Below are 26,689 nucleotides of genomic sequence, written 5' to 3' on the forward strand. Positions count from 1 at the left end.
GTCAGCCTCCTGCCACGGCGGGGAGGATCGTGACGCTGGCGTCCTGGGGAACCTCGGCGGCGAGCCCGCCGGCGAAGCGCACGTCCTCGTCGTCGACGTAGATGTTGACGTAGCGGTTCAGCTTGCCGTCCTTGAGCAGGCGCTCGGCGAGCCCGGGGTGGTTGGCCTCGAGGTCGTCGATCAGCGCCGACAGTGTGGCGCCTTCGGCCTGCACGCGCTTCTCACCTCCGGTGAGGCCGCGCATGATGGTCGGGATGGAGACGGTTACCGGCATGGGTACTCCTCGGTTTCGCGAACAGGCATCGGTCTAGTTCTCGTACGCGTCGACGATCCGCACCGGCTCCTCGGTGACCTCGCCGTCCACGATCCGATAGCTGCGCAACTCGTGCTGCTCGGGATCACGGGTGGAGATCAGCACATAGTGCGCGAAAGGCTCGGAGGCGTACGACACGTCGGTGCGGCTCGGATAGGCCTCGGTGGCGGTGTGCGAGTGGTAGATGACGACGGGCGTCTCGTCGGCGTCGTCCATCTCGCGCCACACCTTCAACTGCTCGCCGGAGTCGAAGCGGTAGAACGTGGGCGACCGCTCGGCGTTGACCATGGCGATGAAGCGCTCCGGCCGATCCGAGCCCTCCGGCCCCGCGATCACACCGCAGGCCTCGTCCGGGTGATCGGCGCGCGCGTGCGCCACCATCGCCTCCACGAGGTCGGCCCTGATCACCAGCACGAGTCGCACACCTTTCCACAACGCCGACCCATCGCAGTCGACAACGAGCCAGGATATTCGGCTATTCCCGCGCCGACGTCGCCCGGCCCCCGGTTCCACGCCCGAGCGCACGACCGACACTTACGGCACACGACAACGGCGCACTTCGACGCCGGTCACCGCCCCGCCCCAACTCCCGGTCTCCAGCACAGGCGACCCAGCATGCGCCGTTCGCGGCCCGGCTCGCCTCCGAGCGACCGCCGGGTACACGAGGAAGAAGAGCAGCGACCAATCTGCACCACAACCTGGCTCCTGCCCCGCGGCCCGATCCCGGAGTTCTGATGCCATCGCGCCCGGCGCGCCGCAACCACGTCTTCCGAGCGAAGCGAGACCGAGCATCCGCCGTTCGCGGCCCGGCTCGCGTTTGCGTGGCCGTCGCGTAGGCGACGAAGGAGCAAGCGGCGGTCGCGCACACGCGAGCCACCAGGGGGCCGCGAACACCCAGCGCCGCAGGCGCTGGAAAAACCGACACAGCCCGGCTCGCGTTTGCGTGGCCGTCGCGTAGGCGACGAAGGAGCAAGCGGCGGTCGCGCACACGCGAGCCACCAGGGGGCCGCGAACACCCAGCGCCGCAGGCGCTGGAAAGACCAACACAGCCGCTGGAAATCAAACACCGAACAGGTCACCGTAGGCCGGGATGCCCGCCACGGTGTGCGCCGAGCGGATCGCGTCGACGACGGCGCGCTCGACGCAGACCGCGGCGGCCGTGCAGATCTCGTCCAGGACAAGGAGATCGGCCGGGAACGCGGGCGGAAGCGGCAGGTCCGTGCCCTCTTCCGCCGTGCCGGTGGCTAGCGCGAAGAGGGTGTCTCCGTCCAGTGGCGAGTGCGCGGGGCGGATCGCGCGAGCCAACCCGTCGTGCGCGGTGACGGCGACCCGCCTGCATCCGGCCGGGTCGAGCGGGGCGTCGGTGGCCACGACGCCGATCGTGGTGTTGAGCACGGTGCCCTTCACCGGCAGCGCGTTCGCCGCCGCCAGTTGCTCCGCGGTCGGCGTCCGCAGATCGAAGAAGCCGGGCCCGTCGGTGCCGCAGCCCCACGGCAACCCGGTGCGGGGATCGAACACCGAGCCGACGGGATTGGCCACGATCAGCGCCGCGACGGTGATGCCCGCGGCGGCCCCTTCGCCCAGCGCGATGCTCGCGGTGCCCACCCCGCCTTTGATCGATCCGGCGCGCGCGCCGACGCCCGCACCGACGGATCCGCGGGCGAAGTCGACGCTCGCCGCCGCGGCGGCCCGGTAGCCGAACTCGGCGGTTGGACGGATGTCCCAGGCCCCGACCGGCAGATCGAAGATCACCGCCCCGGGAACGATGGGCACCACCCGGCTGGGATCGGCCGGGTCCATCACGATGCCCGCGCCGTTCTCCTCCAGCCAGCGCATCACCCCGTCGGCCGCGGCGAGTCCGTACGCACTGCCGCCGGTGAGCAGGATCGCGTCGATCTGGCGGACGGTGTTCATCGGATCGAGCAGATCCGTCTCGCGAGTACCCGGGCCGCCGCCGCGCACGTCGACCGCCGCCACGGCGCCGCCCGGCACGCGCACCACCGTGCATCCCGTCGCCGCCCCGGAGCCGAGCGTGGCGTCCGAGTCCAGGACGTGATGATGCCCGACCAGCACGCCGGGCACATCGGTGATCGAATTACGTTCTCCCGGGACGGCTTTCACCAGTTACTCCTCACGGCGCGGAACTCCTGACGGTCGGCGCCGATCTTCGCAGCACAGGGGTCAGGGAGCCAGCGCCTGAAGCAGCGAGTCCTGCATCCAGGTCAGCCAGTGGTATACGTCCAGGTGCGGAGCGCGCGGGTCGTCGGGGTCGAGATGGTCGGGCGTGTCGGCATCGATGTTCAGCACCGTGCCGAGCGCCAGCCGCACGTCGGTGAGCGCGGTCAACCACGCGTCGGCCTGCTCGGGGGTGAGGACGATCTTGCCGCCCGCGCTCGGCACGGTGTCCAGCACGACCGATCCCGCCGCCAGCTTGGCGTCGATGATGTCCGGCTCGTGCAGGCTGCGTAGCGCGCTGTTGAGGTCGGCGCGCTCGGCGTCGGGCGAGCCGGGCTCATTGCGGTGGAAGTCCGGGAGGAGTCTGCGCAGCCGCGGGTCCTCCGGCGGGACGGTGTTGCCGGATCGCAGTCCGGTGAGGGCGGCCAAGTCGTCCTCAGGGGCCGACCCGGCGCGTTCGGTGAGCAGCCCGGAGACCGCACCGACCAGGGACCGAAGCACATTGGCCTCCCGTGCGTCCATCTCGGATCGCAGTTTGAGACCGCTCAGCGAGTTCTTCCTGCTCCACTTGCGCACGGCGTCAGGGTAGTCGTCCTGGTCAATCGTCCCGCTGCATGGTGGCCCAGAGTCCCGCGGCGTGCAGCCGCTGCACGTCGTGTTCCATCTTGTCCCGGGAACCCGAGGAGACCACCGCCTTGCCTTCGTTGTGCACTTTCAGCATCAGCTCGGTCGCCTTCGCTTTGCTGTAGCCGAACAGCTTCTGGAAGATGTAGGTGACGTAGTGCATCAGATTGACCGGGTCGTCCCAGACCACGGTGACCCAGGGGCGGTCCTCCGCCTCCAGGATCTCGGTGTATTCGACCGCTTCGGGTGTCGCCTGTGCCGCCGACAATGTCGCGTTCGCGGCGTCCACAACGACGTCACCCCGGACTCTGCTGCGCAAGGCCATAAGGTCAAGGGTACGACTCGACTCCGGATAAACAACACCCACGCTGCCCCGATTCGCCTATTCGCCGGTTCACCGAGCCGATGCCGGACCCCATGAGCCGACCGTTCTGTCTACAGTGACAGCGTGGATCTGCGTGACGGCCTCGCCAGCACGGCGCTGCTGACCGACCAGTACGAACTGACCATGCTCGCCGCGGCGCTGGCCGATGGCTCGGCGCATCGGCGGTGCACGTTCGAGGTGTTCGCTAGACGTTTGCCAAACGGTCGTCGCTACGGCGTCGTCGGCGGTACCGGCCGGGTGCTCGACGCGCTGCGGCAGTTCCGGTTCGGCGCGGCGGAACTGGCCGTCGCCGCCCCGTTCTCGGATCGGCGGACCCTCGACTGGCTGCGCGACTACCGGTTCACCGGGGACATCGACGGCTATGCCGAGGGCGAGCTGTACTTCCCCGGCTCCCCGATTCTGTCGGTGCGCGGCAGCTTCGCCGAATGCGTCGTCCTGGAGACGCTGATCCTGTCGATTCTCAATCACGACAGCGCGATCGCGGCCGCGGGCGCCCGGATGGTCAGCGCGGCCGGGGGCCGCCGGATGATCGAGATGGGGTCGCGGCGCGCCCACGAGCAGGCCGCCGCGGACTGCGCGCGCGCCGCGTATCTGGCCGGTTTCGACGCCACCTCGAACCTGGAGGCGGTGCGCCGCTACGGCATTCCGGGCGCGGGCACCAGCGCGCATGCCTTCGTCCTGCTGCACAGCGGCCCCGACGGGGCACACGAGGCCGAGGCGTTCCGCAGCCAGGTGCAGACGCTCGGCGTGGGCACGACACTGCTGGTGGACACCTTCGACATCAGCAGAGGCGTCGCGACGGCCATCGAGGTCGCCGGCCCGGAACTGGGCGGCGTCCGGATCGATTCCGGCGATCTCGGCGTCCTGGCCAGGCAGGTGCGCGACCAGCTCGACGCGCTCGGCGCGACCAAGACCCGCATCGTGGTCTCCGGCGATCTCGACGAGTACGCCATCGCCGCGCTGCGCGCCGAGCCGGTCGACGTCTACGGCGTCGGCACCGCGCTGGTCACCGGCTCGGGCGCGCCGACCGCCGGAATGGTGTACAAGCTGGTCGAGGTCGAGGGCGTGCCGGTGGCCAAACGCAGCAGTCACAAGCAGTCCCGGGGTGGCACGAAGAAGGCCGTTCGCTTGGCCCGCGACACCGGAACGATCGTGGAGGAGATCGTCTATCCGGCCTCCGGGCCGACGCCGCCGAGCAACGGCTTCGAAGCCAGGGAGCTACTTGTCCCGCTGATCCGCGAAGGCAAGCAGGTCGACGACCTGCCCACCCTCGCCGAGAGCCGCGACCTGGTCGCCCGCGGGTTGATCAGCCTGCCCTGGGAGGGCCTCAAACTGTCGGCGGGCGAACCCGCCGTGGTGACCACGTTCGTCTGAGGTCACCGGCCGCGCCGGTCGGCGCGGGACACCAGCAGCAGTCCGGCGGCGAACAGCGACGCGAACACCACGCCGGTGACTCCGAACCACACCCAGGCCGACGGCTCGGCGGGACGGGAGCCCAGCAAGTAGAAGACCACCAGGAAGACGGTGGTGCCGACGGTTACGCTGCGGAACAGTTTCGCAGGGCTCATGAGGGTCTCCATGCGGGAAGGCGGCACACCGGCCGCCGGGCGAAAGGGGCATCCGGTAATCACCGTGAGCGGCGGCCGCGTTTACAACCCAAGCGTCCGACCGAGCGGCAGAATCGGAACAGTCATCCAGCCGGACCGCGGGAGGTCGCCATGACCCGGGCACTGATCATCGTCGATGTCCAGAACGATTTCTGCGAGGGCGGTGCGCTCGCGGTCACCGGCGGGGCCGCCGTGGCGGCACGGATCACCGAGCACCTCGCGGCGGCGGAATACGGCGCGATCGTGGCGACCCGCGACCACCACATCGATCCCGGTGCGCACTTCTCCGAGCAGCCCGATTACCTCGACAGCTGGCCGCCGCACTGCCGGGTCGGCACGCCCGGCGCCGATTTCCATCCGGCACTCGACCTCGGCCCCGTCCAGGCGGTCTTCTCGAAGGGCGCGTACGCGGCGGCCTATTCCGGGTTCGAGGGCACGACCGAGGACGGCACCGGACTGGCCGACTGGCTGCACGACCGCGGCGTGGACGCCGTCGACGTGGTCGGCATCGCGACCGACCACTGCGTGCGCGCCACCGCCCTGGACGCGCGCATCGAGGGTTTCGACACCCGTGTCCTGCTCGACCTCACCGCGGGCGTCGCACCGGACACGGTCGCGGCCGCGCTGGATCGCATGCGCGGCGCAGGCATCGATCTCGAAGGCGGCATCAGCCGATAGACCGTCCGGTCTCGGCGAGCGGCCGGCCCTGTCGGAGGCGCCGAGTAGGCTGCTCGCGTGCCCGAACTGCCCCCCGTTTCCGACCTTTTGGCCACCGCCGTGCAGGCGCTCGGCGGTAAGGAGCGCGCCGGGCAGGTGACGATGGCGGCGGCGGTGGACCACGCGATCGACACCAAGGAGCATCTGGCGGTCCAGGCCGGGACGGGCACCGGCAAGTCGCTGGCCTATCTGGTGCCGAGCCTGCGCCACGCCGTCCGCACCGGCCGCACCGTGGTGGTCTCCACGGCGACGATCGCGCTGCAGCGTCAGCTGGTCGACCGTGACCTGCCCCGGCTGGCCGAGGCGTTGAGCGGCCCGCTGGGACGCACGCCGAAGTTCGCGATTCTCAAGGGGCGCAACAACTACCTGTGCTTGAACAAGATCAACAGTGCGATCCCGGACGAGCCGGCGGAGGCGGAGCTGTTCGACGCCTTCGCGATCTCCCGCCTCGGTCGCGAAGTGCAACGGCTCAACGAATGGGCCTCCGACACCGAGACCGGCGACCGCGACGAGCTCGCCCCGGGAGTGAGCGATCGCGCCTGGCGGCAGGTCAGCGTGTCCTCTCGGGAGTGCCTGGGCAAATCGCGCTGCTCCTTCGGCCAGGATTGCTTCGCCGAGCGCGCCAGGACCGAGTCGGCACAGGCCGACGTGGTGGTGACCAACCACGCTCTGCTGGCCATCGATGCGATCAGCGGCATCCAGGTGTTGCCCGAACACGACGTGGTGGTCATCGACGAAGCGCACGAGCTGGTCGACCGGGTGACCGGCGTGGCCACCGCCGAACTGGCCGCTTCCGCGATCAGCGCGGCGGCCAGGCGCTGCGCCAAGCTCATCGACGAGCAGGAGGTGGACCGCCTGGAGGGCGCTGCGGAGGCATGGCACACCGTGCTCGACGAGCTGCCCGCCGCACGGTGGGACACCTTGCCCGACGGCGCCGCCCCGGTGCTGGCCATGATCCGCGATGCCGCGTGGAACGCGCGCACCGCGCTCGCGCCGCCGGGCAGCACCACCGCGCAGGGCGATCCGGAGAGCTCCGCCGCACGCACGATGGCGCTGGCCGCGCTCGACGAGGTGCACGACAGCGCGGTCCGCGCGCTGACGGCGTTCGACGAGCCAGATCCCGCCGCGCGCCGGGATGTCATCTGGCTGGCGGCCGACGAGATCCGGGGTGTGCCGCGCCGCTCGCTGCGCATGGCGCCGCTGTCGGTGGGCGGGCTGCTGCGCAGCAGGCTGTTCGGCGCCGCGACCGTCGTGCTGACCTCGGCCACATTGCAGATCGGCGGCTCGTTCGACGGGCTCGCGGTCACCTGGGGCCTGCCGGCGCAGTCGGGCAACCGCACCGACCCGGCCACCGCGAACGGCGCGCAGGCTCCGTCGGACGCCGAGACCGTGCGCTGGAGTTCGCTCGACGTCGGCTCGCCGTTCGATCACGCCAAGTCCGGCATCCTCTACGTCGCCAAGCACCTGCCCGCGCCGGGCCGCGACGGGCTGGCACCGGCCTACCTGGACGAAATCGAGCGGCTGATCACGGCCGCGGGTGGGCGCACCCTCGGCTTGTTCTCCTCGATGCGCGCGGCCCGCGCGGCCACCGACGCGCTGCGCGACCGGTTACCGACCCCGGTGTTGTGCCAGGGCGAGGACGCGACGGGCGCGCTGGTCCGCAAGTTCGCCGACGACCCGGAGACGTCCCTGTTCGGCACGCTGTCGCTGTGGCAGGGCGTCGACGTGCCCGGACCGTCGCTCAGCCTGGTGATCCTCGACCGCATCCCCTTCCCGCGCCCGGACGATCCCCTGCTGGCGGCGAGGCAGCGCGCCGTGGAGATGCGCGGCGGAAACGGATTCATGACGGTGGCCGCCAATCACGCGGCGCTGCTGCTCGCGCAGGGCACCGGACGCCTGCTGCGCAGCGTCGACGATCGCGGTGTGGTCGCCATCCTCGACTCCCGTCTCGCCACCGCCCGCTACGGCGGATACCTGCGCGCATCGCTGCCGCCGTATTGGGAGACGGCCGATCCGGAGGTCGTGGTCAAAGCATTGCGGCGGTTGGCCGCCGCGGCGAAGGTGTGATACCGCACACACCCCCCGCGAGCTAATTCCAAACGGAAGTAGATTTGGGGGTCGATACGTCGGGTGACCCCCAATTCCCACCCCGAGGTATCGGCCGGTCCCCGCGCCAAGCCCTGCACGCGGCGCGGGGACATCACCGGACCCCCTGTCGGGCAGCCGATCTCAGCCGCGCACGGCCACCGCGTCGACCTCGAAGAGCATGCCGGGCAGCGCGAGCGCCGCCACTCCGGTCAGCGTCTGTGCGGGCGGGCGGTCACCCCAGATCGCGGCGATCTTCTTCCCGAGCACCGCCAACTTGTCCAGATCATGGTCGACGATGTGCGTCCGCAACTGCGCCACATCGGCGAAGTCCACTCCCGCCGAGCGCAAGGCGATGCCGAGGGCGGCGAACGCGTTGTCCACCTGCACCGCGAATTCCGTACTGGTCGTGTGCCCTTCGGCGTCCGAGTCGTACTGCCCGGCGATGAACACCAGTTCGCCGCGCGCCACCGCCACATGGCTGTAGCCGAACCCCGTCGGGTCGTGCAATCCCTCGGGATTGCTGATTTCGACGCCCATCACTTCTCCTCGGTCGGTCGCAAAGTTGCAACAGAACGACGATCCCGCCGCTCGTGGTGTGACATGAACGGGCCCGCACACGACCGCGGCCCGGCGACCGAGGTCACCGCGCCGCGAATCCGGCCGTGCCGCAGGGTCAGAGCGCCCATTTGAGGATCAGGGTGAGCACGCCCGTCACGACCGCGAGTATCAACGCACCCACGCCCCACACGAATCCGTGGCGTTCCCAGGGACGTCCGGCGTCCAAGGAGAACTTGCCGGGCCCGGTGAACGGCAGCGCCGCGCCGACCACCGCGAACAACACGCCCATTTCGTACCCGCCCAGCAGGCCGCCCGCCCACGTGGCGTTGATCGCGTTGATCATCGTGCCCAGCACGATCGCCCCGGCCAGCGGCGTCAGCAGGCCGAGCAGCAGGAGAAGACCGCCGCTGAGCTCGCTCAGGCCCGCCAGCGTCCCGAACACCTTGCCCGGGTTGTAACCCATCTGCTCGAAGCCGTCGGCGTTGGCCTGCAGACCCGGTCCGCCCCACCAGCCGAAGAGTTTCTGGGCCCCATGCGCCGCGAGCAGGCCGCCGAAGACGACGCGCACGATCAGCAGGCCGATGTCGGTGGCGATGCCGTCCAATTCGCTGTCGGTGCCGGTTCTGTCGAGTACGGATTTGATGGTCATGCTGGTCCTCATCCCTGCGCTGTCGTTGCGGACACGATCATTACTTCTACGAATAAACGGACTACGGTCCGATTATCTCACAAAAAGGCCAACTGCCCGATCTCTCGGTCTATTCCACGGACGAGCGCCAGGGATGGTTCAGCGCGACAACGAGCGAAGGGTCACTCCGCGAGGAAGAAGAAGTAGCCGAGGAAAACCAGCATCAGCGCCCACATCGCCGGGTGCACCTCCTTGACCCGCCCGCGGGCCGCCATGACCACCGGATACAGCAGCATGCCCATGGCCAGGCCGTTGGCGATGGAGTACGTCAGCGGCATCATCACGATGGTGACGAACGCGGGAACCGAGTACTCCAGGCGGTTCCAATCGATCTGGCCCAGCGAGCGGGCCATCAGGATGCCGACCACGATCAGCGCGGGCGCGGTCACCTCGCCGGAACCGGCCACCACCGCGAAGATCGGATAGCAGAACATCGCGAGGAGGAACCAGCCCGCCGTGGTGACGGCGGTCAATCCGGTCCGTCCGCCCGCCGAGACGCCCGCGGTGGATTCCACATAGGCGGTGGTCGTGGAGGTGCCGATGACCGCGCCGGCCATGGTGCCCACGGAGTCCGCCGCCAGCGCGCTCGCGGCGCGCGGCAGCCTGCCGTCCGCGTCCAGCAGACCGGCTTGGTTCGCGACGCCGATGAGCGTGCCGGAAGCGTCGAAGAAATCGACGAACAGCATGGTCAGCACCACCACGGCCATCTGACCGGTGAACGCGTCGGGGAGATGGACGATCGCCTGGCCGAAGGTGTGCTCGAGCCCCTTCGGCGCGGCGAACACGCCCTTGGGCAGATCGACCAAGCCGCTGACGATGCCGACGATCGTGGTGAGCACGATGCCGTAGAGCACCGCCCCGTGCCAGCCCCGCACCAGGAACACCACGGTCACCAGCAACCCGAACAGCGCGAGCAGCGTGGTGCCCTCGGTGAAGTCGCCGAGGGTGACCAGTGTCGCGTCGCTGTTCACCACGATCCCGGCGTTCTTCAGGCCGAGGAAGGCCACGAACAACCCGATACCCGCGCCCACGGCGAGTTTGAGCTGCATCGGGATCGCGTTGAGGATGCGTTCGCGAATCCGCGTCACAGCCAGGACGAAGAAGATGGCGCCGGACAGGAATGTGCCCGACAGCGCGACCTGCCACGGAATCCCCATGCCGAGCACCACCGTGTACGCGAAGAACGCGTTGAGCCCCATGCCCGGCGCGAGCGCGATCGGATACCGCGCCCACAGTCCCATGACCAGCGTGCCGAACACCGCGGCGACGGCGGTGGCGGTGAACACCGCCTGCATGGGGATGCCCCGGTCGCCCAGCGCTCCCTGGTCGCCGAGCACCGCGGGATTGACCGCGAGGACGTAGGACATGGCGAGGAACGTCACGGTTCCCGCCATGACTTCACGCTTGACGGTCGAGCCGGTCGAGCGGACCCCGAAGTACCCGTCGAGGCGTCCTCGGGTCCGGTGCAGAACGTCGGTGACCATGGGTGACTCCAGTCGAGAACGGTGCGGGGCGGGCCAAGGGCACGGTAACCGACGGTTCACTGCCCGGGGCAACCCGCGGTGGCGCCACCGTGACCGGCGCCACCCGGGCTACGCGCTCGGCGCGGAGACCAACCCGAACTCGGCGTCGGAGGCCAGCAGATCGCTGTGCGGCAGCACGCGCACGGTGTAGCCGACCGCGCCGGACAGCGGCAGCGGGGTGTCGACGGTGAACAGCTCCGCACCGGCATCCGACCCGGTGTGGGTCATCGGGACCGTGGTGGTGTCGGAGAGGTCGTCGGTCGCCGACACCCGGCCCAGCACCGCCTGCACCACCACGTCGGGCACGCTCAATCCGCCGAGTTCGACCCGCGCGGTCAGCGACAGCCGCGCCCCGATCACCGGCGTGTCCGGCAATCCCGCGCTGTCCACCTGGATCACCTTGACCGAGGGCCACGCCGACTCGACCCGGCGGCGATACTCGGCGATGGCCCGAGCGACGGCGAAATCGTCGGCCGTCGCCCGCTGATGGGCCGCGGCGGCGGGAGCGTAGTACTCCACCGCGTAATCGCGGACCATCCGGGAAGCCAGGACCTTCGGTCCCAGGGTCTGCAGCGTGTGCCGGACCATCTCGACCCAGCGCACCGGCATCCCGGACGCGTCGCGCTCGTAGAAGCGCGGCGCCACCGCGCGCTCGAACAGGTCGTAGAGCGCGGTGGCCTCCAGATCGTCGCGGCGGTGCTCGTCCCGGACGCCCTCCGCGGTCGGAATGGCCCAGCCGTTCTCGCCGTCGTACATCTCGTCCCACCAACCGTCCCGGATGGACAGGTTGAGCCCGCCGTTGAGCGCGGACTTCATGCCGGAGGTGCCGCACGCCTCCAGCGGCCGCAGCGGGTTGTTCAGCCAGACATCGCAGCCCCAGTACAGGTAGCGGGCCATCGACATGTCGTAGTCGGGCAGGAAGACGATCCGGTGCCGTACCTCCGGGTCGTCGGCGAAGCGCACCACCTGCTGGATGAGCGCCTTGCCGCCGTCGTCGGCCGGGTGGCTCTTGCCCGCCACGACCAGCTGCATCGGCCGCCGCGGGTCCAGCAGCAGGGCGCGCAACCGCTGCGGGTCGCGCAGCATGAGGGTGAGGCGCTTGTAGGTCGGCACCCGCCGCGCGAACCCGACGGTCAGCACGTTCGGGTCGAAGACACCGTTCACCCAGCCGAGTTCGGCCTCCGCGGCGCCGCGCTCCAGCCACGACGCGCGCAGCCTGCGGCGCACCTCGTCGACGAGGATGCCGCGCAGCGTGTTGCGGGTCGACCACAGTTCGGTCAGATCGACGTCGCGCAGCCGTTCCCAGCCGCGCCCCTCCTCCACCAGTTCCGCGCCGATGTGCTCGCGCGCCTTGTCCACCCACTCCCGCGCCGCCCACGTAGTGGCGTGCACGCCGTTGGTGACCGAGCCGATCGGCACCTCCGCAGGGTCGAACCCCGGCCACAGCGAGGCGAACATCGACCGGCTGACCGCGCCGTGCAGCTTCGAGACGCCGTTGGCGCGCTGCGCGAGCCGCAGACCCATGTGCGCCATATTGAAGACCGACGGGTCGGCTTCGCGGCCGAGCGCCACGATCCGGTCCACGGAAAGGCCCGGCAGCAGGGCGGATTCGGATTCGCCGTGCGCACCGCCGAAGTAGCGCCGCACCATCGGCATGGGGAACCGGTCGATGCCCGCCGGGACCGGAGTATGCGTGGTGAACACCGTGCCGGCGCGCACGGCGGCGAGTGCGGAATCGAAGTCTTGTCCGGCCGCGACGAATTCCCGGATGCGTTCGACACCGAGGAAACCCGCGTGGCCTTCGTTCATGTGGAACACATCGGGATCGGGCAGCCCGGCGGACGCGGTGAACGCGCGCACCGCCCGCACTCCGCCGATGCCCGCGAGGATCTCCTGGCGGATGCGGTGTTCCTGGTCGCCGCCGTAGAGCCGGTCGGTGACCGCGCGCAGTTCCGGGTCGTTCTCGGCGATGTCCGAGTCGAGCAGCAACAGCGGAACCCGCCCGACCTGCGCGATCCATACCCGCGCACGCAACACCCTGCGGTCCGGCATCGCCACGTGGATGAGCACCGGCGAACCGTCGGAAGTGAGCGCCCGCAGCGGCAGGCCCTGCGGATCGAGCGCCGGATAGTGCTCGGCCTGCCAGCCGTCCGTCGTCAGGGATTGCCGGAAATACCCTGAGCGATACAGCAATCCCACGCCGATCAGCGGCAGGCCGAGATCGGAGGCGGCCTTCAGGTGGTCACCGGCCAGAATGCCGAGTCCGCCGGAATAGTTCGGCAGCACTTCGGTGACACCGAACTCCATCGAGAAGTAGGCGATGCCGCGCACGCCTTCCTCCCCCGCCCTGCGCTGGAACCAGCCCGGCGCCGCCAGGTACTCGCGCAGGTCCGCCGCCGCTGCGTCGACACGCGCGACGTAGTCGGGGTCGGCGGCCAGCTCGTCCAGTCGCGCCGCGGGTACCTCGCCCAGGATCCGGACCGGATCGTGCCCCATCTCCTGCCACCGCCGCGGATCCAACGCCGCGAACAGGTCCTGGGTGGGCGGATGCCACGACCAGCGCAGATTCGTGGCGAGTTCACCCAGGGCCGCCAAGCGCTCGGGCAGATGGGCACGGACGGTGAAACGACGCAATGCCTTCATTGGGTAGAACCTACACGGCGCCCGGTGCCCCCGACCCGCGCGACCGCGCTCAGAACAACCTCCCGACCAGCGTGTTTCCGCATCGCGCGGGTCGAATGAAGCAGCGCACCCGCGGCTACGTAAGGCTCGCTACCGTCACGGAACGGCCACGGCGGGCGCACCGGCGCCCTTGTTCCCGCTATCCGATCGAGACCCGCGCTCGCTTGTGAACTCCGGTACGCCGGGCAAACCCACAAGCTGTGCGGACCAACCGGCCGCACCAACCGAATCAGTACGGGAGTGATCGAGATGTGGATGACAGCACACCCAAATCGCGCCCGCGATCGGCGCTGGTCGCGCGCTGGAGCAGCGATCACGGGGTTCGGAGTTTGCGCGGCGGCATTCGTTCTCGTCGCCCCCACCGCCGGCGCGGCGGTTACGACGGTGACCGCGAGCCCCGCCCAAGGCATGAGTTTCGGACTCGGGAACTACGGCACCAATTGCCAGTACCGGGTGACGGCGACGGTGGACAATTCTTCGTCCGATCCCGTTCAGTTCGCCGACAGTGCGGGAGGCAGCTTCTCGCCGAATCCCGCGACGGTGGTCGGCAACCAGGCCACGACAGTCTGGATCCCCGGCGCGACCGGACAGCACACCATCTCCGCGACGCAAGGCGCCGGCCCCGCCTGGACCTCACCCGCGATGACGGTGGGCAACGGGATGAACCTCGGCTTCGCATGCCTGGTCATGCCGTAAGCAGTATCTCGTGAACGTGGCGTCGAACGCCGGGCGGCCACCCAGCGCACCATGCGCGACGGCGGTGGCCGCCCGGGCGGCCCGATCCGGCACCGGCCGCGGGCACGAAAATTGGTGGCCCGAGCAGGGACGAGATGACAGCATCGGCTGATGCCGCACTGGGTTCACGTCCTGCCGCAGTTCCTGTTGGCCTGCCTGTTCATCGCCGCGCTCCCGGGGCCTGCCACCGCCCTGTTCCTCCAGCGCGCTGTCCGGGACGGTCGTACCGCGGGTCTGGCGGCGGTGGCCGGGAACGAGATCGGCGTGCTCGGCTGGACGCTGGCGGGCGGGGCGGGGCTGTCCGTCCTGCTGGTCGCGAACCGAGCCATGCACACGGCCGTGCACGTCGTCGGCGCGCTGGTGCTGATCTGGCTCGGTGTGCAGGCGTGGCGCGGCGCCCGCGCCGACGGCGAGTTCGGCAGTGCGATGACGCGTATGCTGCCCGCGGGCCGCACGCCCGCAGCCGCCTTCCGCGCATCGCTGATCTCGATCGCGGCCAACCCCAAAGCGGCGGTCTTCGGGCTCACCGTTCTTCCCCAGTTCCTGCCGTCCGACGGCCCGGTGCTGCCGACCGTGGTGATCCTGGCGCTCATCCAGCTGGTGATCGACACCGCGTGGTGCGTCGGGGTGGTCCTGGCCGCCGACCGCGCGGGCGCCTGGCTGCGCCGCGCCGGTATCCGGCAGCGAGTGGAGCGCGCCATCGGCGCGGTCCTGGTAGCGCTCGGACTCGGCCTCGCCGCCGACGCTCGCTGAAGCGAAAGCCCAGCTCAGCGCCCGCGACAAGGGTCCGGAACCGGGCTGGAAACTTCGGCGGATCGGGTCCGGAAGGCCGGTTACCGGTAAGTTGGTCCCGTGACCGGCCGCATCGCTATCGATGACACTGCCCCGTCCATCCCAGGCGGCCGGCCCGCCAAGGCGGTGGTCGGCGAAGTATTCCCGGTGCGCACCGTCGTGTGGCGCGAGGGCCACGATGCCGTCGCCGCCACCCTCGTCGTGCGCGCCCCTGGCGCCTCGCGGGTCACCCGCATCCGCATGATGCCGGACTACGAACCCGACGTCTTCAACGCGACCTTCACCCCGAATGCGCCGGGCGCGTGGACCTACCGGATCGAAGGCTGGAGCGATCCCATCGCGACCTGGCGCTCGGCGATCGAGGCGAAACTGGCCGTCGGGCAGAGCGCCGCCGATCTGGCCAACGACCTGGAGCTGGGCGCCCGCCTGTTCGAGCGCGCGGCGCAGGCCGTCCCCAAGAAACAGTTCCAGCGCCTACGCGCGGTCGCGGCGGCGCTGCGCAGTGACGAACAACTGCCCGCCCGGGTGGCCCCGGCCTTCACCGGGGAAGTCGCCGAGATCCTGCGCGCCACACCGCTGCGCGACCTGGTCACTCGCGGGCCCCAGCACACCGTCCAGGTCGAGCGACCTCGTGCGCTCTACGGTTCCTGGTACGAGTTCTTCCCGCGCTCGACCGGCGGCCGTGACGCCGCGGGCAAGCCGGTCCACGGCACCTTCGCCACGGCGGCCGAAGAGCTCCCGCGCATCGCAGGCATGGGTTTCGACGTCGTCTACCTGCCGCCGATCCACCCGATCGGCGAGATCAACCGCAAGGGACGCAACAACGCGCTCACGGCGGAGCCGGACGACGTCGGCTCACCGTGGGCCATCGGCTCGAAGTACGGCGGTCACGACGCCGTCCACCCGGACCTGGGCACCGAAGCCGAATTCGCCGAATTCGTCCGCAAGGCTCGGGAACTCGGCCTCGAGGTGGCGCTCGACCTCGCCTTGCAGTGCGCGCCCGATCACCCGTGGGTGCAGGCGCATCCTGAGTGGTTCACCACCCTGCCCGACGGCACCATAGCCTTCGCGGAGAACCCGCCCAAGAAGTACCAGGACATCTACCCGGTCAACTTCGACAACGATCCCGACGGCCTTTACGCCGAAGTGCTGCGGGTGGTCCGGCACTGGATCGGTCTGGGCGTCACTGTCTTCCGTGTCGACAACCCGCACACCAAGCCCGCCGATTTCTGGGAGTGGCTGATCGCGAACGTGTGGCGCACCGATCCGGACGTCATCTTCCTGTCCGAGGCGTTCACCCGCCCTGCCCGGCTCTACGGGCTGGCCCGGCGCGGATTCAGCCAGTCGTACACGTATTTCACCTGGCGTGTGGCCAAATGGGAGCTCACCGAGTTCGGCAGCGAACTGGCCGCCAAGGCCGACGAGGCCCGCCCGAACCTGTTCGTGAACACCCCCGACATCCTGCACGAAAGCCTCCAGCACGGCGGGCCGGGCATGTTCGCCATCCGCGCCGTCCTGGCCGCCACCCTCGCGCCGACCTGGGGCGTCTACTCCGGCTTCGAACTGTTCGAGCATCAGGCAGTGCGCCCCGACAGCGAGGAGTACCTCGACTCGGAGAAGTACGAGCTGCGCCCGCGCCCGTTCGCCGAGGCGCTCGCGCGCGGCGAATCACTGGAGCCGTGGCTCACCCGGCTCAACGAGATCCGCCGGGCGCACCCGGCCCTGCAACAGCTGCGCTGCCTGCATTTCCATCACGTGGACAACGACGCGCTGCTCGCCTACTCCAAGATCGACCCGGTCGGCGGCGACGCCGTGCTGGTCGTGGTGAACCTCAACCCCTTCGGCGCCGAGTGGGGCATGCTCTCGCTCGATCTGCCCGCGATCGGCCGCGAATGGCACGACCATCCGGTGGTGTACGACGAGGTCAGCGGGGAGGAGTATCACTGGGCGCAGACCAATTACGTACGGTTGGACCCCGCCCACGCCGTCGCGCACATCATCGCCCTTCCCCCCGTGTCGCAGCAAGCGCGCACCGAGCTGGCCTACCGCAGGACGCTGCGATGAAACGTCGCGATCTCATGCTGCTCGCGGCAGGCACCCACACCGACCCGCACACCGTGCTGGGCGCGCATCCCCATCCCGACGGCACGGCCGTGCGGGTGCTGCGCCCGCACGCCGAAACCGTGGCGGTGCGCGTCGGCGGCGTCGACCATGCGCTGAAACCCCTGGGTCACGGTGTGTTCGCCGCGGTGCTGCCGTACCCGGAGGTCATGGACTACCGCGTCGTCACCACCTATCCCGGCGGCCAGACCATCGTCAGCGCCGACGGCTACCGCTTCCTGCCCACGCTCGGCGAACTCGACCTGCACCTGATCGGCGAAGGCCGCCACGAACGCCTGTGGGAGGTGCTCGGCGCCCACCCGCGCCGCTACACCACCCTCGACGGCGAGGTGACGGGCACGTCGTTCGCGGTGTGGGCGCCGAACGCACGCGGCGTCACCGTCATCGGGGACTTCGACGGTTGGAGCGGCAACACCGCGCCGATGCGCAGCTTGGGATCCTCCGGGGTCTGGGAAGTCTTCGTCCCGGGTGTCGGGCCCGGGACCAAGTACAAATATCGCGTGCACGGCGCCGACGGACGGACCGTCGACCATGCCGACCCGCTCGCCTTCGCCACCGAACAACCTCCGGCGACCGCATCGGTGGTCGCCGAGAGCCACCACGCGTGGCACGACCACGCCTGGCTCGAGCAGCGCGCCGCCACCGACCCCACCCGCGCGCCCATGAGCGTCTACGAGGTGCATCTCGGGTCGTGGCGGCCGGGACTCGGCTACCGCGAGCTGGCCGACCAGCTCGCCGAGTACGTAGCGGCGACCGGATACACCCACATCGAACTGCTCCCGATCGCCGAGCATCCGTTCGGCGGCTCGTGGGGTTACCAGGTCACCTCCTACTACGCCCCGACGGCACGCTTCGGCTCCCCCGACGACTTCCGCGCGTTCGTCGACAGGATGCATGCGGCGGGCATCGGCGTCCTGCTGGACTGGGTCCCCGCCCACTTCCCGCGCGACGAGTGGGCGCTGGCCCGTTTCGATGGCACCGCGCTCTACGAGCACGCCGACCCCCGCCGGGGCGAGCAACTCGACTGGGGAACTTTGGTGTTCGACTTCGGCAGGCACGAAGTGCGTAACTTCCTCATCGCCAACGCTCGCTACTGGATCGAGGAATTCCACATCGACGGTCTGCGCGTCGACGCGGTCGCCTCCATGCTCTACCTCGACTACTCCCGCGGCGAAGGCCAGTGGGAGCCGAACGTGCACGGCGGACGAGAGAACCTGGAGGCCGTCGACTTCCTGCAGGAACTCAACGAGACGTTGCACCGGCAGCACCCCGGCGTCGTGACGATCGCCGAGGAGTCCACCACCTGGCCCGGCGTCACCCGCGGCACCGACGTGGGCGGTCTCGGCTTCACCATGAAATGGAACATGGGCTGGATGCACGACACCCTCGGGTTCCTCGGCCGCGATCCGGTGCACCGCTCCTGGCACCACAACGAGATCACTTTCTCGCTGGTATACGCCTGGAGCGAGAACTACGTGCTGCCGATCAGCCATGACGAGGTCGTGCACGGCAAAGGCACGCTGTGGACCAGGATGCCGGGCGACGATTTCGCCAAAGCCGCCGGAGTGCGCGCCCTACTCGCCTACATGTGGGCCCACCCGGGTAAACAGCTGCTGTTCATGGGCCAGGATTTCGGCCAGTTCCGGGAATGGTCGCACGATCGCGGCCTGGACTGGCACGAACGGGACAACCCGCTGCACCAGGGCATCACCACACTCGTGCGGGACATGAACGCGGTCTACCGCGGCCACCCCGCTCTGTGGAGCCAGGACACCACCCCGGGCGGTTACGCCTGGATCGAAGCGGACGACAGCGCGAACAACGTGCTGGCGTTCCTGCGCTACGGTTCCGACGGCTCCGTGGTGGCCTGCGTCTACAACTTCTCCGGGTCGACCCATGACGCCTACCGGGTCGGCCTGCCCCGGCCGGGACGCTGGCTCGAGATCCTCAACACCGACGCCGCGGACTACGGCGGCTCCGGCCTGGGCAACCTCGGCGAGGTGCCGGCGACCGACGAGCCGTGGCACGGCCGTCCCGCCTCGGCCGCCGTGACGCTCGCGCCGCACGCCGCGGTCTGGTTGCGCCACAGCTAGCGAGCCGCGCCGGCCACGGACTCAGTACAGCGCGGCGGCCAGCTTGCGGCGCGCGGCCACGACGAACGGCTCGGCCTGATCGAACAGCTCGAACAGCTCCAGCAAACGGGTCCGCGCCTTGGTGCGGTCGTCGCCGGAAGTGCGCTTGACCACGCCGATCAGCCGATCGAACGCCGCCTCCGGACGCTGCTGGAACAGTTCGAGATCGGCGGCTCGGATCGCGGCGTCGACATTCGACGGATCGGCGTCGGCCTCCGCGACGGCCGACTCCGGCAGGTCCTGAGCCCGAGCGAGGAAGCGGAGCTGGCGCAACGCGCCCTTGGCCTCCTCGTTCGCCGGCTCGGCGTCGAGAATCGCTTGGTAGGCCGCCTCGGCGCCGGCCAGGTCACCCTGCTCCAGCGCCGCCTCGGCCGCCGCGAAACGCGGATCCTCGGCAGGCTGCTGCGGCTGCCCGCCACCCTCGAGCTTGCCCGCCACCGCGTCGACCACCGCGTTCAGCCACTGCCGCACCTGCGGCTCGGGCTGGGCGCCCTCGAAATCGGCCAGGGGCTGCCCGGCCGCGATCGCGATCACCGTCGGGATGCCCTGCACCCGCAACGCCTGCGCGATCCGCATATTGGCCTCGGCTTCGACCGTGGCCAGATCCCAGGTGCCGCCGTCGGCGGCGACCAGACGCTCCAACGTGCGGACCAGCTCGATGCTGCCCGGGCTGCGCTGCGAGTACAGCACCACCACCACGGGCACCTGCATGGACCGGCGCAGGACCTTGGTCTCGAAATCGGCCTCGGACACCGCGTGGTCGCCACCGGCCGCGGCGCCCGCGCCTCCCGCGGGCTGCTTCAGGCTGGACAGATCGACCGCTCCGGACATGGCGGCGGCGACAGCGGGCGAAGGACGGCGTGCGGCTGGTCGATTCACGACTTCCAGTTTGTCACGACGTGGCGGATACGGGTGCCCCGGACTCGGCCGAACCGGCGTTGCTCAGCTCACCCAACTGCCCCGAACGCACCGCCCACACTTCGAACAGCACCGTGCAGAACGGCGGGATGCTGGACAGCAGCGCGAGGACGGTGGTCTTGGCGTTCCACCCCAGCTCGCGCGCCGCCACGATCGCGGTGATCACGAACAGCACGAACACGATGCCGTGCGTCATGCCGAACACCTTGACCGGCCACAACACCGGCTCCGGAATCCGCTTGAACACCATGCCGATGATCAGCAGCACCCACGAGATCGCCTCGAGCACCGCGATGAAACGAAACCGCTTGGCCACCGTGCTCAGGTCGAAGACATTGCCCATGCGCCCATTCTGCCGGATGCACTACACACTGTCGTAGTGAGCTGTGTCTAATTTGCGGCGCCTGCGGCGCCGCCCGTTCGCGGCCCCCTCTCGGCTCGCGTTGCGCGACCACCGCTTGCTCCTTCGTCGCGTACGCGGCGGCCGCGCAAACGCGAGCCGGGCCGCGAACGGGCAATGCTCGGTCTCGCTTCGCTCTAAACCGGTAGTCGGGGCGAGCCGGGCACGACCGCGTGCACACGCAGAACCAGAGCACGCGACCAACAGACTTCGGTCCCGCCGTCACGCTCCCGGCCGCCGCACCCCCTCTGGCGGCACACGGCGGATCTCGGACCTCCGCCTATTCGGACAGACCACTCGGACGCGAGACGAGGCCACGAACTGCGTCTCACTTCGCTCGAATCCCGTAGTCGAAGTGAGCCGGGCAGGACGGCATGCGCACACAGAACCAAGATTTGGCGACCGACGGACTTCGTCCCGCCGTCACGCTCCCTCCCGCCGCATCTCGTCTCGCGGCGCACGGCGGGCACCACCCCTCCGCCTACGCGGACAGGCCACTCGGACGCGAGACGGGGCCCGCGAACTCCGTCTCGCTTCGCTCGATACCCGTGGTCGAAGCGAGCCGGGCACGTCAGCATGCAAACGCAGAACCGAGAGCACGCGACCCGGAGCTTTCGATCGCGCCGCTACGCACTTGTGGCCGCCGCACTTCTTGCGGCCCAGCCAGGACGAGCGCCCCTCCGACTTCGGACCGACTGCCGCAATGACGTGCTCGGTCTCGCATAGCCGGAAGCTCGGCGGCCATTGACCCAGCTCCGTTTGCAGCAGGACGAGAGGGCGACCACTGTCGACCGATTTCCGCGCATCCTCTTCGTCGACACGCCACGCACTCAGTGGCCGCTCATCGCCCCACCAGGCGATGGCCGTGAATAGAGCGATGGCCACCCACATCGGGGCGGCCATCGGCACGGTTCGGCGCGGGGTGTCGCCCCGCCGGGGTCAGACGCGGACGATCAGCGCGTCGCCCTGCCCGCCGCCGCCGCAGAGCGCGGCCGCGCCGACGCCGCCGCCGCGGCGCTTCAGCTCCAGCACCAGGTGCAGCAGGATGCGGGCGCCGGACATGCCCAGGGGGTGCCCGATGGCGATCGCGCCACCGTTGACGTTCACCTTCTCCGGGTCGATGCCCAGCTTGCGGGTGGACGCGACGCCGACCGCGGCGAACGCCTCGTTGATCTCCACCAGGTCCAGGTCGGCGGGCGAGATGCCCTCGCGCGCGCAGGCTTTGGCGATCGCGTTCGCGGGCTGGTCCTGCAAGGTCGAGTCCGGGCCCGCGACCACGCCCGCCGCGCCGATCTCGGCGATCCAGGACAACCCGAGCGACTGCGCCTTCTCCTTGCTCATCACCACGACGGCGGCGGCGCCGTCGGAGATCTGCGACGCGGTCCCCGCGGTGATGGTGCCGTCTTTGCGGAACGCCGGGCGCAGCTTGGCCAGCGACTCCACCGTGGTGTCGGCGCGAATGCCCTCGTCCGTGGTCACCAGCACCGGATCGCCCTTGCGCTGCGGCACCGCGACCGGAACCACCTCGTCGTCGAAGATGCCGTTCTTCCACGCCGCCGCCGCACGCTGGTGCGAAGCGGCCGCGAACGCGTCCTGGTCCTCCCGGCTGATCCGGTCGGTCTCGTTGCGCTGCTCGGTGAGCGCGCCCATGGCCTGATCGGTGAAGATGTCGTGCAGACCGTCGTAGGCCATGTGGTCGCGCAGCGTCACATCGCCGTACTTGAAGCCCTCCCTGCTCTTCTCCAGCAGGTGCGGCGCCTGGCTCATCGACTCCTGACCGCCCGCGACGACGATCTCGTACTCGCCCGCCCGGATCAGCTGATCGGCCAGCGCGATCGCGTTGATGCCGGACAGGCAGACCTTGTTCAGCGTCAGCGCGGGCACGTCCATCGGGATGCCGGCGGCGACCGCCGCCTGCCGGGCCGGAATCTGCCCCGCGCCCGCGGTAAGCACCTGACCCATGATCACGTAGTCGACCTGGTCGGGCGCGACGCCGCCCTTCTCCAGCGCCGCCTTGATCGCGAACCCGCCCAGATCGGAACCGCTGAAGTCCTTCAGACCTCCGAGCAGCCTTCCGACCGGGGTACGCGCACCGGAGACGATCACGGAAGTGGTCACGACGAGCCTCGCATTCGTAGATCGGACCTGCCTCGCGCCCGCATCGGGCCGCGCGAGAGCAGGTGTTCCTACTCAACGGTAGCGGGTGCGTCTCGCGCGCCCCGGGCCAGGTCGCGCTACTTTCGAAGGGTGAGCAACGTTATCGAACAGTCATCTTTCATCCCGGCGGATTACGTGACCGCGGTCGACCACGTCGGCATCGCGGTGCCGGACCTGGACGCCGCGGTCGCCTGGTACGCCGAGAACCTCGGCATGGTCGAGACCCACCGCGAGGTCAACGAGGCTCAGGGCGTGCACGAGGCGATGCTGTCGCTGCCCGGCGCACCCGACCGCGCCACTGCCCTGCAGTTGCTGGCCCCACTCGACGCGGAATCCACCATCGCGAAGTTCATCGACCGCAGCGGGCCGGGCTTGCAGCAACTGGCCTACCGGGTGACCGACATCGAGGCCGTCTCGGCGCACCTGCGCGCCAAGGGTCTGCGTTTGCTGTACGAGGCGCCACGGCACGGAACGGCCGATTCTCGCATCAATTTCATCCACCCGAAGGATGCTGGAGGTGTGCTGATCGAGTTGGTCGAACCAAACGCGAATGTTACGCACTAGTATCGCCGTCAGGCGGGGAAAACTCGTTGGAATGACATTCGCAGTCGAGTCACCATCGGCTGCCCCCAGGCTGTAGTTTGTGTGCCATGTCGTCACCCGAGTCCGATCGCAATCGCTTCGTTGCACTGCCCTTCACCGTTGTGCGCAAGGGTTATGCGCAAGACGAGGTGCGTAATTACTTCGACCGCTTCGACGCGGAACTGAGAGTCACCGCCACCGACCGCGATGCGGCTGCGGCACAAGCACGTAACCTCGCGAGCCAGCTGGAAGACGCGCGCGACGAGATCGACGAACTCCGCAAGGAGGTCGACCGACTCTCGGTGCCGCCGACCACCGCGGAAGGCATGTCCGACCGCATCTCCCGTATGCTCCGGCTCGCCTCCGACGAGGCCTCCGAGGTCCGTGCCCTGGCCCAGGCCGAGGCTGCGGAGATGGTGTCGATCGCCGAGCAGCAGGCCACCGAGATGCGTGGCAAGTACGAGTCGCTGCTCGCGGAGACCAAGGAGAAGCGCGAGGCGCTCGAGATCGAGTTCGAGCAGACCCTCGCGAACGCACGCACCGAGTCCGCCAAGATCATCGAGGCCGCTCAGGCCGAGGCCGACCGCATCGCGAAGGAAGCCGACGCGAAGCGCAAGGCCACCCAGCAGGACTTCGAGGCCACCATGGCCGAGCGTCGCACCAAGCTCACCCGCGCCATGGAGGAGCTGGAAGCCACCAGCCGCGCCGAAGCCGCCCAGCGGATCAAGGACGCGACCGACGAGGCCAACCGCCTCATCACCTCCGCCACCCAGACCTCCGAGCGCAAGATCGCGCACGCGAAGGAACTGGCCGAGGAGATGCGCGTGCTGCGCGGCCGCGTGCTCGCCCAGCTGCTCGGTATCCGCGGTCAGCTCGACTCGGTGCCCGCGATGCTCGCCGCGGTCAACCGGGAGAGCGAATTGCTCGACGGCGTCCCGGACCAGCGCAAGTCGATCGGCGGCAACACCAAGTCGGTTACCGGTTCCCGGCAGAAGGCGATCCCCGAGGTCGCCACCGAGGACGACGACATCGACTCGGAAGAGCGCGAGAGCGCCGACATCAGCAACTGACGTCGGGCCCAACGGCGACAGTAGCGAAATCTCAACAGAATTCACCGAAGGCCGCCCCTGCCAGGGCGGCCTTCCCTAATTCCAGCCGCGTCCGAACTCCCACGGCCTCAACGGCATTCGACGAAAGCGCTCGGCGCTCGCCGAACGGGTTCTGTGCAGGTCATCTCGTGCAGCATCCAGGTCGACGGCACGCCGCCATGGCGCAGGTCGCCCGGGACGACGCGGTCCCCATCCGGGTTTCTCGTGCTCGCAGCACAGTGGCCTCCGAAACCACCCCTACGCGCTGGAGACGCCTGTCGCGCGCTGCGACTACTGGCACAACCCCACTTGCCCGATTGGAACGGTCATGACCACCGGCGAGTGATCCGGCGGGTCTGACGGCCGTTCCAGCACCCACGATGCCAATGCCTGCGATCGTCCTCCCCGCCATAGGCAGGCCAAGCGACGATGTGAGCGACCCCGGGTGGGATCTCATGATCGCAGCCGGGGCAGCGATAGGTCTTGATCGCCCGGGTGCCCGGGATGGTACGAACCACGTAGGTCTCGTCCCCGTCCGGACCCGACTCGGTGCGTCCGAAGACACCTCCGAGCGGCGCGCCACCCGTCGGCCGGCGATCAGCGTAGCGATCCGAGCGCGGTTTCCGGCGGGGCATGCGACAAGCCTATTACCCGCCCGCGCGCGCCCCGCATGCCCCCGAACTCAGAACAGGCGGAATTCGTTGCTCTCCGTGCCGCGTAGGGCGTCGTAGTCCAGTGTGAGGCAGCGGATACCGCGATCCTCGGCGAGCGTGCGCGCCTGCGGCTTGATCTGCTGGGCGGCGAAGACGCCCGCGACCGGAGCGAGCAGCGGATCCCGGTTCAGCAACTCCAGGTAGCGGGTGAGCTGTTCGACGCCGTCGATCTCACCGCGCCGTTTGATCTCCACCGCCACGGTTCCGCCGTCGGCGTCCCGGCACAGCAGGTCCACCGGACCGATCGCGGTCATGTACTCGCGACGGATGAGCGAGAAGCCGGCCCCGAGCGTGTGCACATGCTCGGCCAGCAGCTCTTGGAGATGAGCCTCCACCCCGTCTTTCACCAAGCCCGGGTCGACGCCGAGTTCGTGGGAGGAGTCGTGTTCGATGTCCTCGATGGTGATGCGGAGTTCCTCACCGGCCTTGTTGGTGACGACCCATAGTGCCTTCGCACCGTCCGGCAGTTGCGCGTCACCGTTGCGTTCCTCCAACCAGCACGGCGGGCTCATCCAGTTCAGCGGCTTGTACGAGCCACCGTCGGAATGCACGAGCACCGAACCGTCCGCTTTCATCAGCAGCAGTCTGCGGGCCATCGGCAGATGGGCGGTGAGTCGCCCCACGTAGTCGACCTGACAGCGAGCAATCACTAGGCGCACCCAAGCACTGTAGGCGAGCGGCCCGCGACGGCCGCGGTCAGCCCATGAGCAGCGTCGCGGCGAGGATCGCGCTCGCCGCGAGCAGGGCGCTCTCGAGCCGGGTGAGCCGATGCACGGGGGTGGTGGCCCTGGTCGTCATGAGAAAGCCGACCGCGGTCCCGATCATGAACGCCACCAGATGTCCGACGTGGGTGAACGTCTGCTCGATCAGCACGCCTTCGACCGCGACGATGAACCACAGCGTCGCCCAGGCGATGCGCCACCGGTGCGGCACCGCCGCCACCAGCGCGCCGATCAGCGCCATAGCGCCGTAGCTGACGCCGACGTCCTCGGCCCACCGGATGCTGGCCGGGACCCACCCTGCTTGCACACCGACCCACAGCCCCGCCGCGACGAGCAGGGTGGCGCCGATGTGACCGGCGAGGAAGACGCGCACCGCCCGCAGCGCGCCGAAGCGCAGCTCGGCGAGGGCGAGCAGACAGGCCAGCAAGGGAATGATGACCCACGATCCCACGACATCGCCGATCACGAAGGCACTGGCCAGCAATGTCCCGAGGTGGCCGCTCAGCAGGTTGTGCAGGTTCGTGCTCGCGTGCAGCACCAACCTGGTCTGCGCGGAGTCGCTCAGCACCGAGAAGACCGCCGAGACGATGATCAGCCCGGACAGGTAGACGGCCGTCGCTGGCAACCTCAGCTGCCGCCGGCGCGATCGCGGTGAGGCGGCGGGGTCGAGCGGCGCCGAACGGGCCGGCGTCGTCGCGACGATCATGCGTACCTCCGTTGTCCGCGCGAGTATGACGATGCCATCCATGGTGCCTGGCCGCGCGGTGCGTACTCTAGGGATTCCCTGGAAATTTGCTGCAAAACACAGTTTCGTCCCGTAAACGGCGAAAGGCCCTCGAGAGTCAGGTGCTCAAACGCCGATAGGGGACCCAGTATCTGGGTCCCCTATCGCGAAGGATGTTCCGGCGGTGTCCTACTCTCCCACACCCTGTCGAGTGCAGTACCATCGGCGCTGGCAGGCTTAGCTTC

Annotated in this window: 25 protein-coding genes; 9 read left to right on the top strand and 16 right to left on the bottom strand. The window is 69.3% G+C overall.

All coding sequences use genetic code 11. The annotated features are described in order from the left end of the window. Position 1 precedes the first annotated feature (1 nt). From GVY64_RS17615 to clpS, 5 genes are all read right to left on the bottom strand, one after another. Positions 2–274, bottom strand: a complete 273-nt coding sequence (locus tag GVY64_RS17615; RefSeq protein WP_063051456.1) for a MoaD/ThiS family protein — start codon at positions 272–274, stop codon at positions 2–4. Positions 275–307: 33 nt separating this feature from the next. Further along, on the bottom strand, positions 308–727 hold the full coding sequence (locus GVY64_RS17620; RefSeq protein WP_159842684.1) for a Mov34/MPN/PAD-1 family protein: 420 nt from the start codon (positions 725–727) through the stop codon (positions 308–310). 645 nt (positions 728–1,372) lie between these two features. Next, a complete protein-coding gene (locus GVY64_RS17625) occupies positions 1,373–2,434 on the bottom strand; it encodes a P1 family peptidase (RefSeq protein WP_159842686.1) in 1,062 nt (353 codons plus the stop codon). Between the two features lie 60 nt (positions 2,435–2,494). After that, a complete protein-coding gene (aosR, locus tag GVY64_RS17630) occupies positions 2,495–3,064 on the bottom strand; it encodes an oxidative stress transcriptional regulator AosR (RefSeq protein WP_159842688.1) in 570 nt (189 codons plus the stop codon). A gap of 22 nt (positions 3,065–3,086) precedes the next feature. Then, on the bottom strand, positions 3,087–3,437 hold the full coding sequence (clpS, locus tag GVY64_RS17635; RefSeq protein ID WP_159842690.1) for an ATP-dependent Clp protease adapter ClpS: 351 nt from the start codon (positions 3,435–3,437) through the stop codon (positions 3,087–3,089). Between the two features lie 123 nt (positions 3,438–3,560). Here clpS and GVY64_RS17640 point away from each other — a divergent pair, with 123 nt between their 5' ends. Beyond that, positions 3,561–4,871, top strand: a complete 1,311-nt coding sequence (locus GVY64_RS17640; protein WP_159842692.1) for a nicotinate phosphoribosyltransferase — start codon at positions 3,561–3,563, stop codon at positions 4,869–4,871. Positions 4,872–4,873: 2 nt separating this feature from the next. Here GVY64_RS17640 and GVY64_RS17645 read toward each other — a convergent pair whose 3' ends face one another. Then, positions 4,874–5,065, bottom strand: coding sequence for a hypothetical protein (locus GVY64_RS17645; RefSeq protein ID WP_159842694.1), 192 nt, complete (start codon positions 5,063–5,065; stop codon positions 4,874–4,876). Between the two features lie 150 nt (positions 5,066–5,215). Here GVY64_RS17645 and GVY64_RS17650 point away from each other — a divergent pair, with 150 nt between their 5' ends. Beyond that, positions 5,216–5,782: an isochorismatase family protein gene (locus GVY64_RS17650; RefSeq protein ID WP_159842696.1), complete on the top strand. Its 567-nt coding sequence runs from the start codon at positions 5,216–5,218 to the stop codon at positions 5,780–5,782. A 57-nt stretch (positions 5,783–5,839) separates the two neighbouring features. Beyond that, the gene (locus GVY64_RS17655; protein WP_159842698.1) at positions 5,840–7,888 is read left to right on the top strand and encodes an ATP-dependent DNA helicase; all 2,049 of its coding nucleotides are present in this window, start codon (positions 5,840–5,842) and stop codon (positions 7,886–7,888) included. 162 nt (positions 7,889–8,050) lie between these two features. Here the strand turns inward: GVY64_RS17655 and GVY64_RS17660 are convergent, their stop codons facing one another. The 4 genes from GVY64_RS17660 to glgP all read right to left on the bottom strand — a co-directional run bounded on the left by GVY64_RS17660 (position 8,051) and on the right by glgP (position 13,321). Beyond that, positions 8,051–8,446, bottom strand: coding sequence for a RidA family protein (locus tag GVY64_RS17660; protein WP_159842700.1), 396 nt, complete (start codon positions 8,444–8,446; stop codon positions 8,051–8,053). A 136-nt stretch (positions 8,447–8,582) separates the two neighbouring features. Beyond that, on the bottom strand, positions 8,583–9,116 hold the full coding sequence (locus tag GVY64_RS17665; RefSeq protein ID WP_159842702.1) for a DoxX family protein: 534 nt from the start codon (positions 9,114–9,116) through the stop codon (positions 8,583–8,585). Positions 9,117–9,277: 161 nt separating this feature from the next. Then, the gene (locus GVY64_RS17670; RefSeq protein WP_159842704.1) at positions 9,278–10,639 is read right to left on the bottom strand and encodes an NCS2 family permease; all 1,362 of its coding nucleotides are present in this window, start codon (positions 10,637–10,639) and stop codon (positions 9,278–9,280) included. Positions 10,640–10,747: 108 nt separating this feature from the next. Then, entirely contained in the window at positions 10,748–13,321 is a 2,574-nt protein-coding gene (gene glgP / locus GVY64_RS17675) for an alpha-glucan family phosphorylase (RefSeq protein WP_159842706.1), read from the bottom strand. Positions 13,322–13,744: 423 nt separating this feature from the next. On the opposite strand from glgP, the gene GVY64_RS17680 reads away from it, so the two are divergent. The 4 genes from GVY64_RS17680 to glgB all read left to right on the top strand — a co-directional run bounded on the left by GVY64_RS17680 (position 13,745) and on the right by glgB (position 19,101). Beyond that, the gene (locus tag GVY64_RS17680) at positions 13,745–14,056 is read left to right on the top strand and encodes a hypothetical protein (protein ID WP_159842708.1); all 312 of its coding nucleotides are present in this window, start codon (positions 13,745–13,747) and stop codon (positions 14,054–14,056) included. A gap of 150 nt (positions 14,057–14,206) precedes the next feature. Beyond that, positions 14,207–14,848 carry a LysE family translocator gene (locus GVY64_RS17685; protein ID WP_159842710.1) on the top strand — a complete coding sequence of 214 codons (642 nt, stop codon included), beginning with the start codon at positions 14,207–14,209 and terminating at the stop codon, positions 14,846–14,848. Between the two features lie 99 nt (positions 14,849–14,947). Continuing rightward, on the top strand, positions 14,948–16,951 hold the full coding sequence (locus GVY64_RS17690; RefSeq protein ID WP_159842712.1) for an alpha-1,4-glucan--maltose-1-phosphate maltosyltransferase: 2,004 nt from the start codon (positions 14,948–14,950) through the stop codon (positions 16,949–16,951). Continuing rightward, positions 16,948–19,101 carry a 1,4-alpha-glucan branching protein GlgB gene (glgB, locus tag GVY64_RS17695; RefSeq protein WP_159842714.1) on the top strand — a complete coding sequence of 718 codons (2,154 nt, stop codon included), beginning with the start codon at positions 16,948–16,950 and terminating at the stop codon, positions 19,099–19,101. Before GVY64_RS17690 ends, glgB begins: the two co-directional genes overlap by 4 nt. A gap of 21 nt (positions 19,102–19,122) precedes the next feature. Here the strand turns inward: glgB and GVY64_RS17700 are convergent, their stop codons facing one another. The 3 genes from GVY64_RS17700 to GVY64_RS17710 form a co-directional block, all read right to left on the bottom strand. Further along, positions 19,123–19,971: a tetratricopeptide repeat protein gene (locus GVY64_RS17700; protein WP_159842772.1), complete on the bottom strand. Its 849-nt coding sequence runs from the start codon at positions 19,969–19,971 to the stop codon at positions 19,123–19,125. Between the two features lie 61 nt (positions 19,972–20,032). Beyond that, entirely contained in the window at positions 20,033–20,401 is a 369-nt protein-coding gene (locus tag GVY64_RS17705; protein ID WP_159842716.1) for a DUF3817 domain-containing protein, read from the bottom strand. A 996-nt stretch (positions 20,402–21,397) separates the two neighbouring features. Then, complete coding sequence (locus GVY64_RS17710) at positions 21,398–22,576, bottom strand: acetyl-CoA C-acetyltransferase (RefSeq protein ID WP_159842718.1); 1,179 nt, start codon at positions 22,574–22,576, stop codon at positions 21,398–21,400. Positions 22,577–22,705: 129 nt separating this feature from the next. On the opposite strand from GVY64_RS17710, the gene mce reads away from it, so the two are divergent. Both mce and GVY64_RS17720 read left to right on the top strand, forming a co-directional pair. Beyond that, entirely contained in the window at positions 22,706–23,179 is a 474-nt protein-coding gene (mce, locus tag GVY64_RS17715) for a methylmalonyl-CoA epimerase (RefSeq protein ID WP_201298050.1), read from the top strand. Positions 23,180–23,265: 86 nt separating this feature from the next. Continuing rightward, positions 23,266–24,267 (top strand): hypothetical protein, encoded by a 1,002-nt coding sequence (locus GVY64_RS17720; protein ID WP_159842720.1) that lies wholly within the window; start codon positions 23,266–23,268, stop codon positions 24,265–24,267. A gap of 344 nt (positions 24,268–24,611) precedes the next feature. Here the strand turns inward: GVY64_RS17720 and GVY64_RS37865 are convergent, their stop codons facing one another. The 3 genes from GVY64_RS37865 to GVY64_RS17730 are packed head-to-tail and all read right to left on the bottom strand — an operon-like array spanning position 24,612 to position 26,426. Further along, positions 24,612–24,920, bottom strand: coding sequence for an ATP/GTP-binding protein (locus tag GVY64_RS37865; RefSeq protein ID WP_236566916.1), 309 nt, complete (start codon positions 24,918–24,920; stop codon positions 24,612–24,614). A gap of 47 nt (positions 24,921–24,967) precedes the next feature. Further along, on the bottom strand, positions 24,968–25,657 hold the full coding sequence (gene nucS, locus GVY64_RS17725; protein WP_159842722.1) for an endonuclease NucS: 690 nt from the start codon (positions 25,655–25,657) through the stop codon (positions 24,968–24,970). 37 nt (positions 25,658–25,694) lie between these two features. Then, positions 25,695–26,426, bottom strand: a complete 732-nt coding sequence (locus tag GVY64_RS17730) for a rhomboid-like protein (RefSeq protein WP_159842724.1) — start codon at positions 26,424–26,426, stop codon at positions 25,695–25,697. Positions 26,427–26,689: the final 263 nt, after the last annotated feature.

Origin of the sequence: Nocardia sp. CY41, from assembly GCF_009829325.1 — a bacterium.
Taxonomy (GTDB): Bacteria; Actinomycetota; Actinomycetes; order Mycobacteriales; family Mycobacteriaceae; genus Nocardia.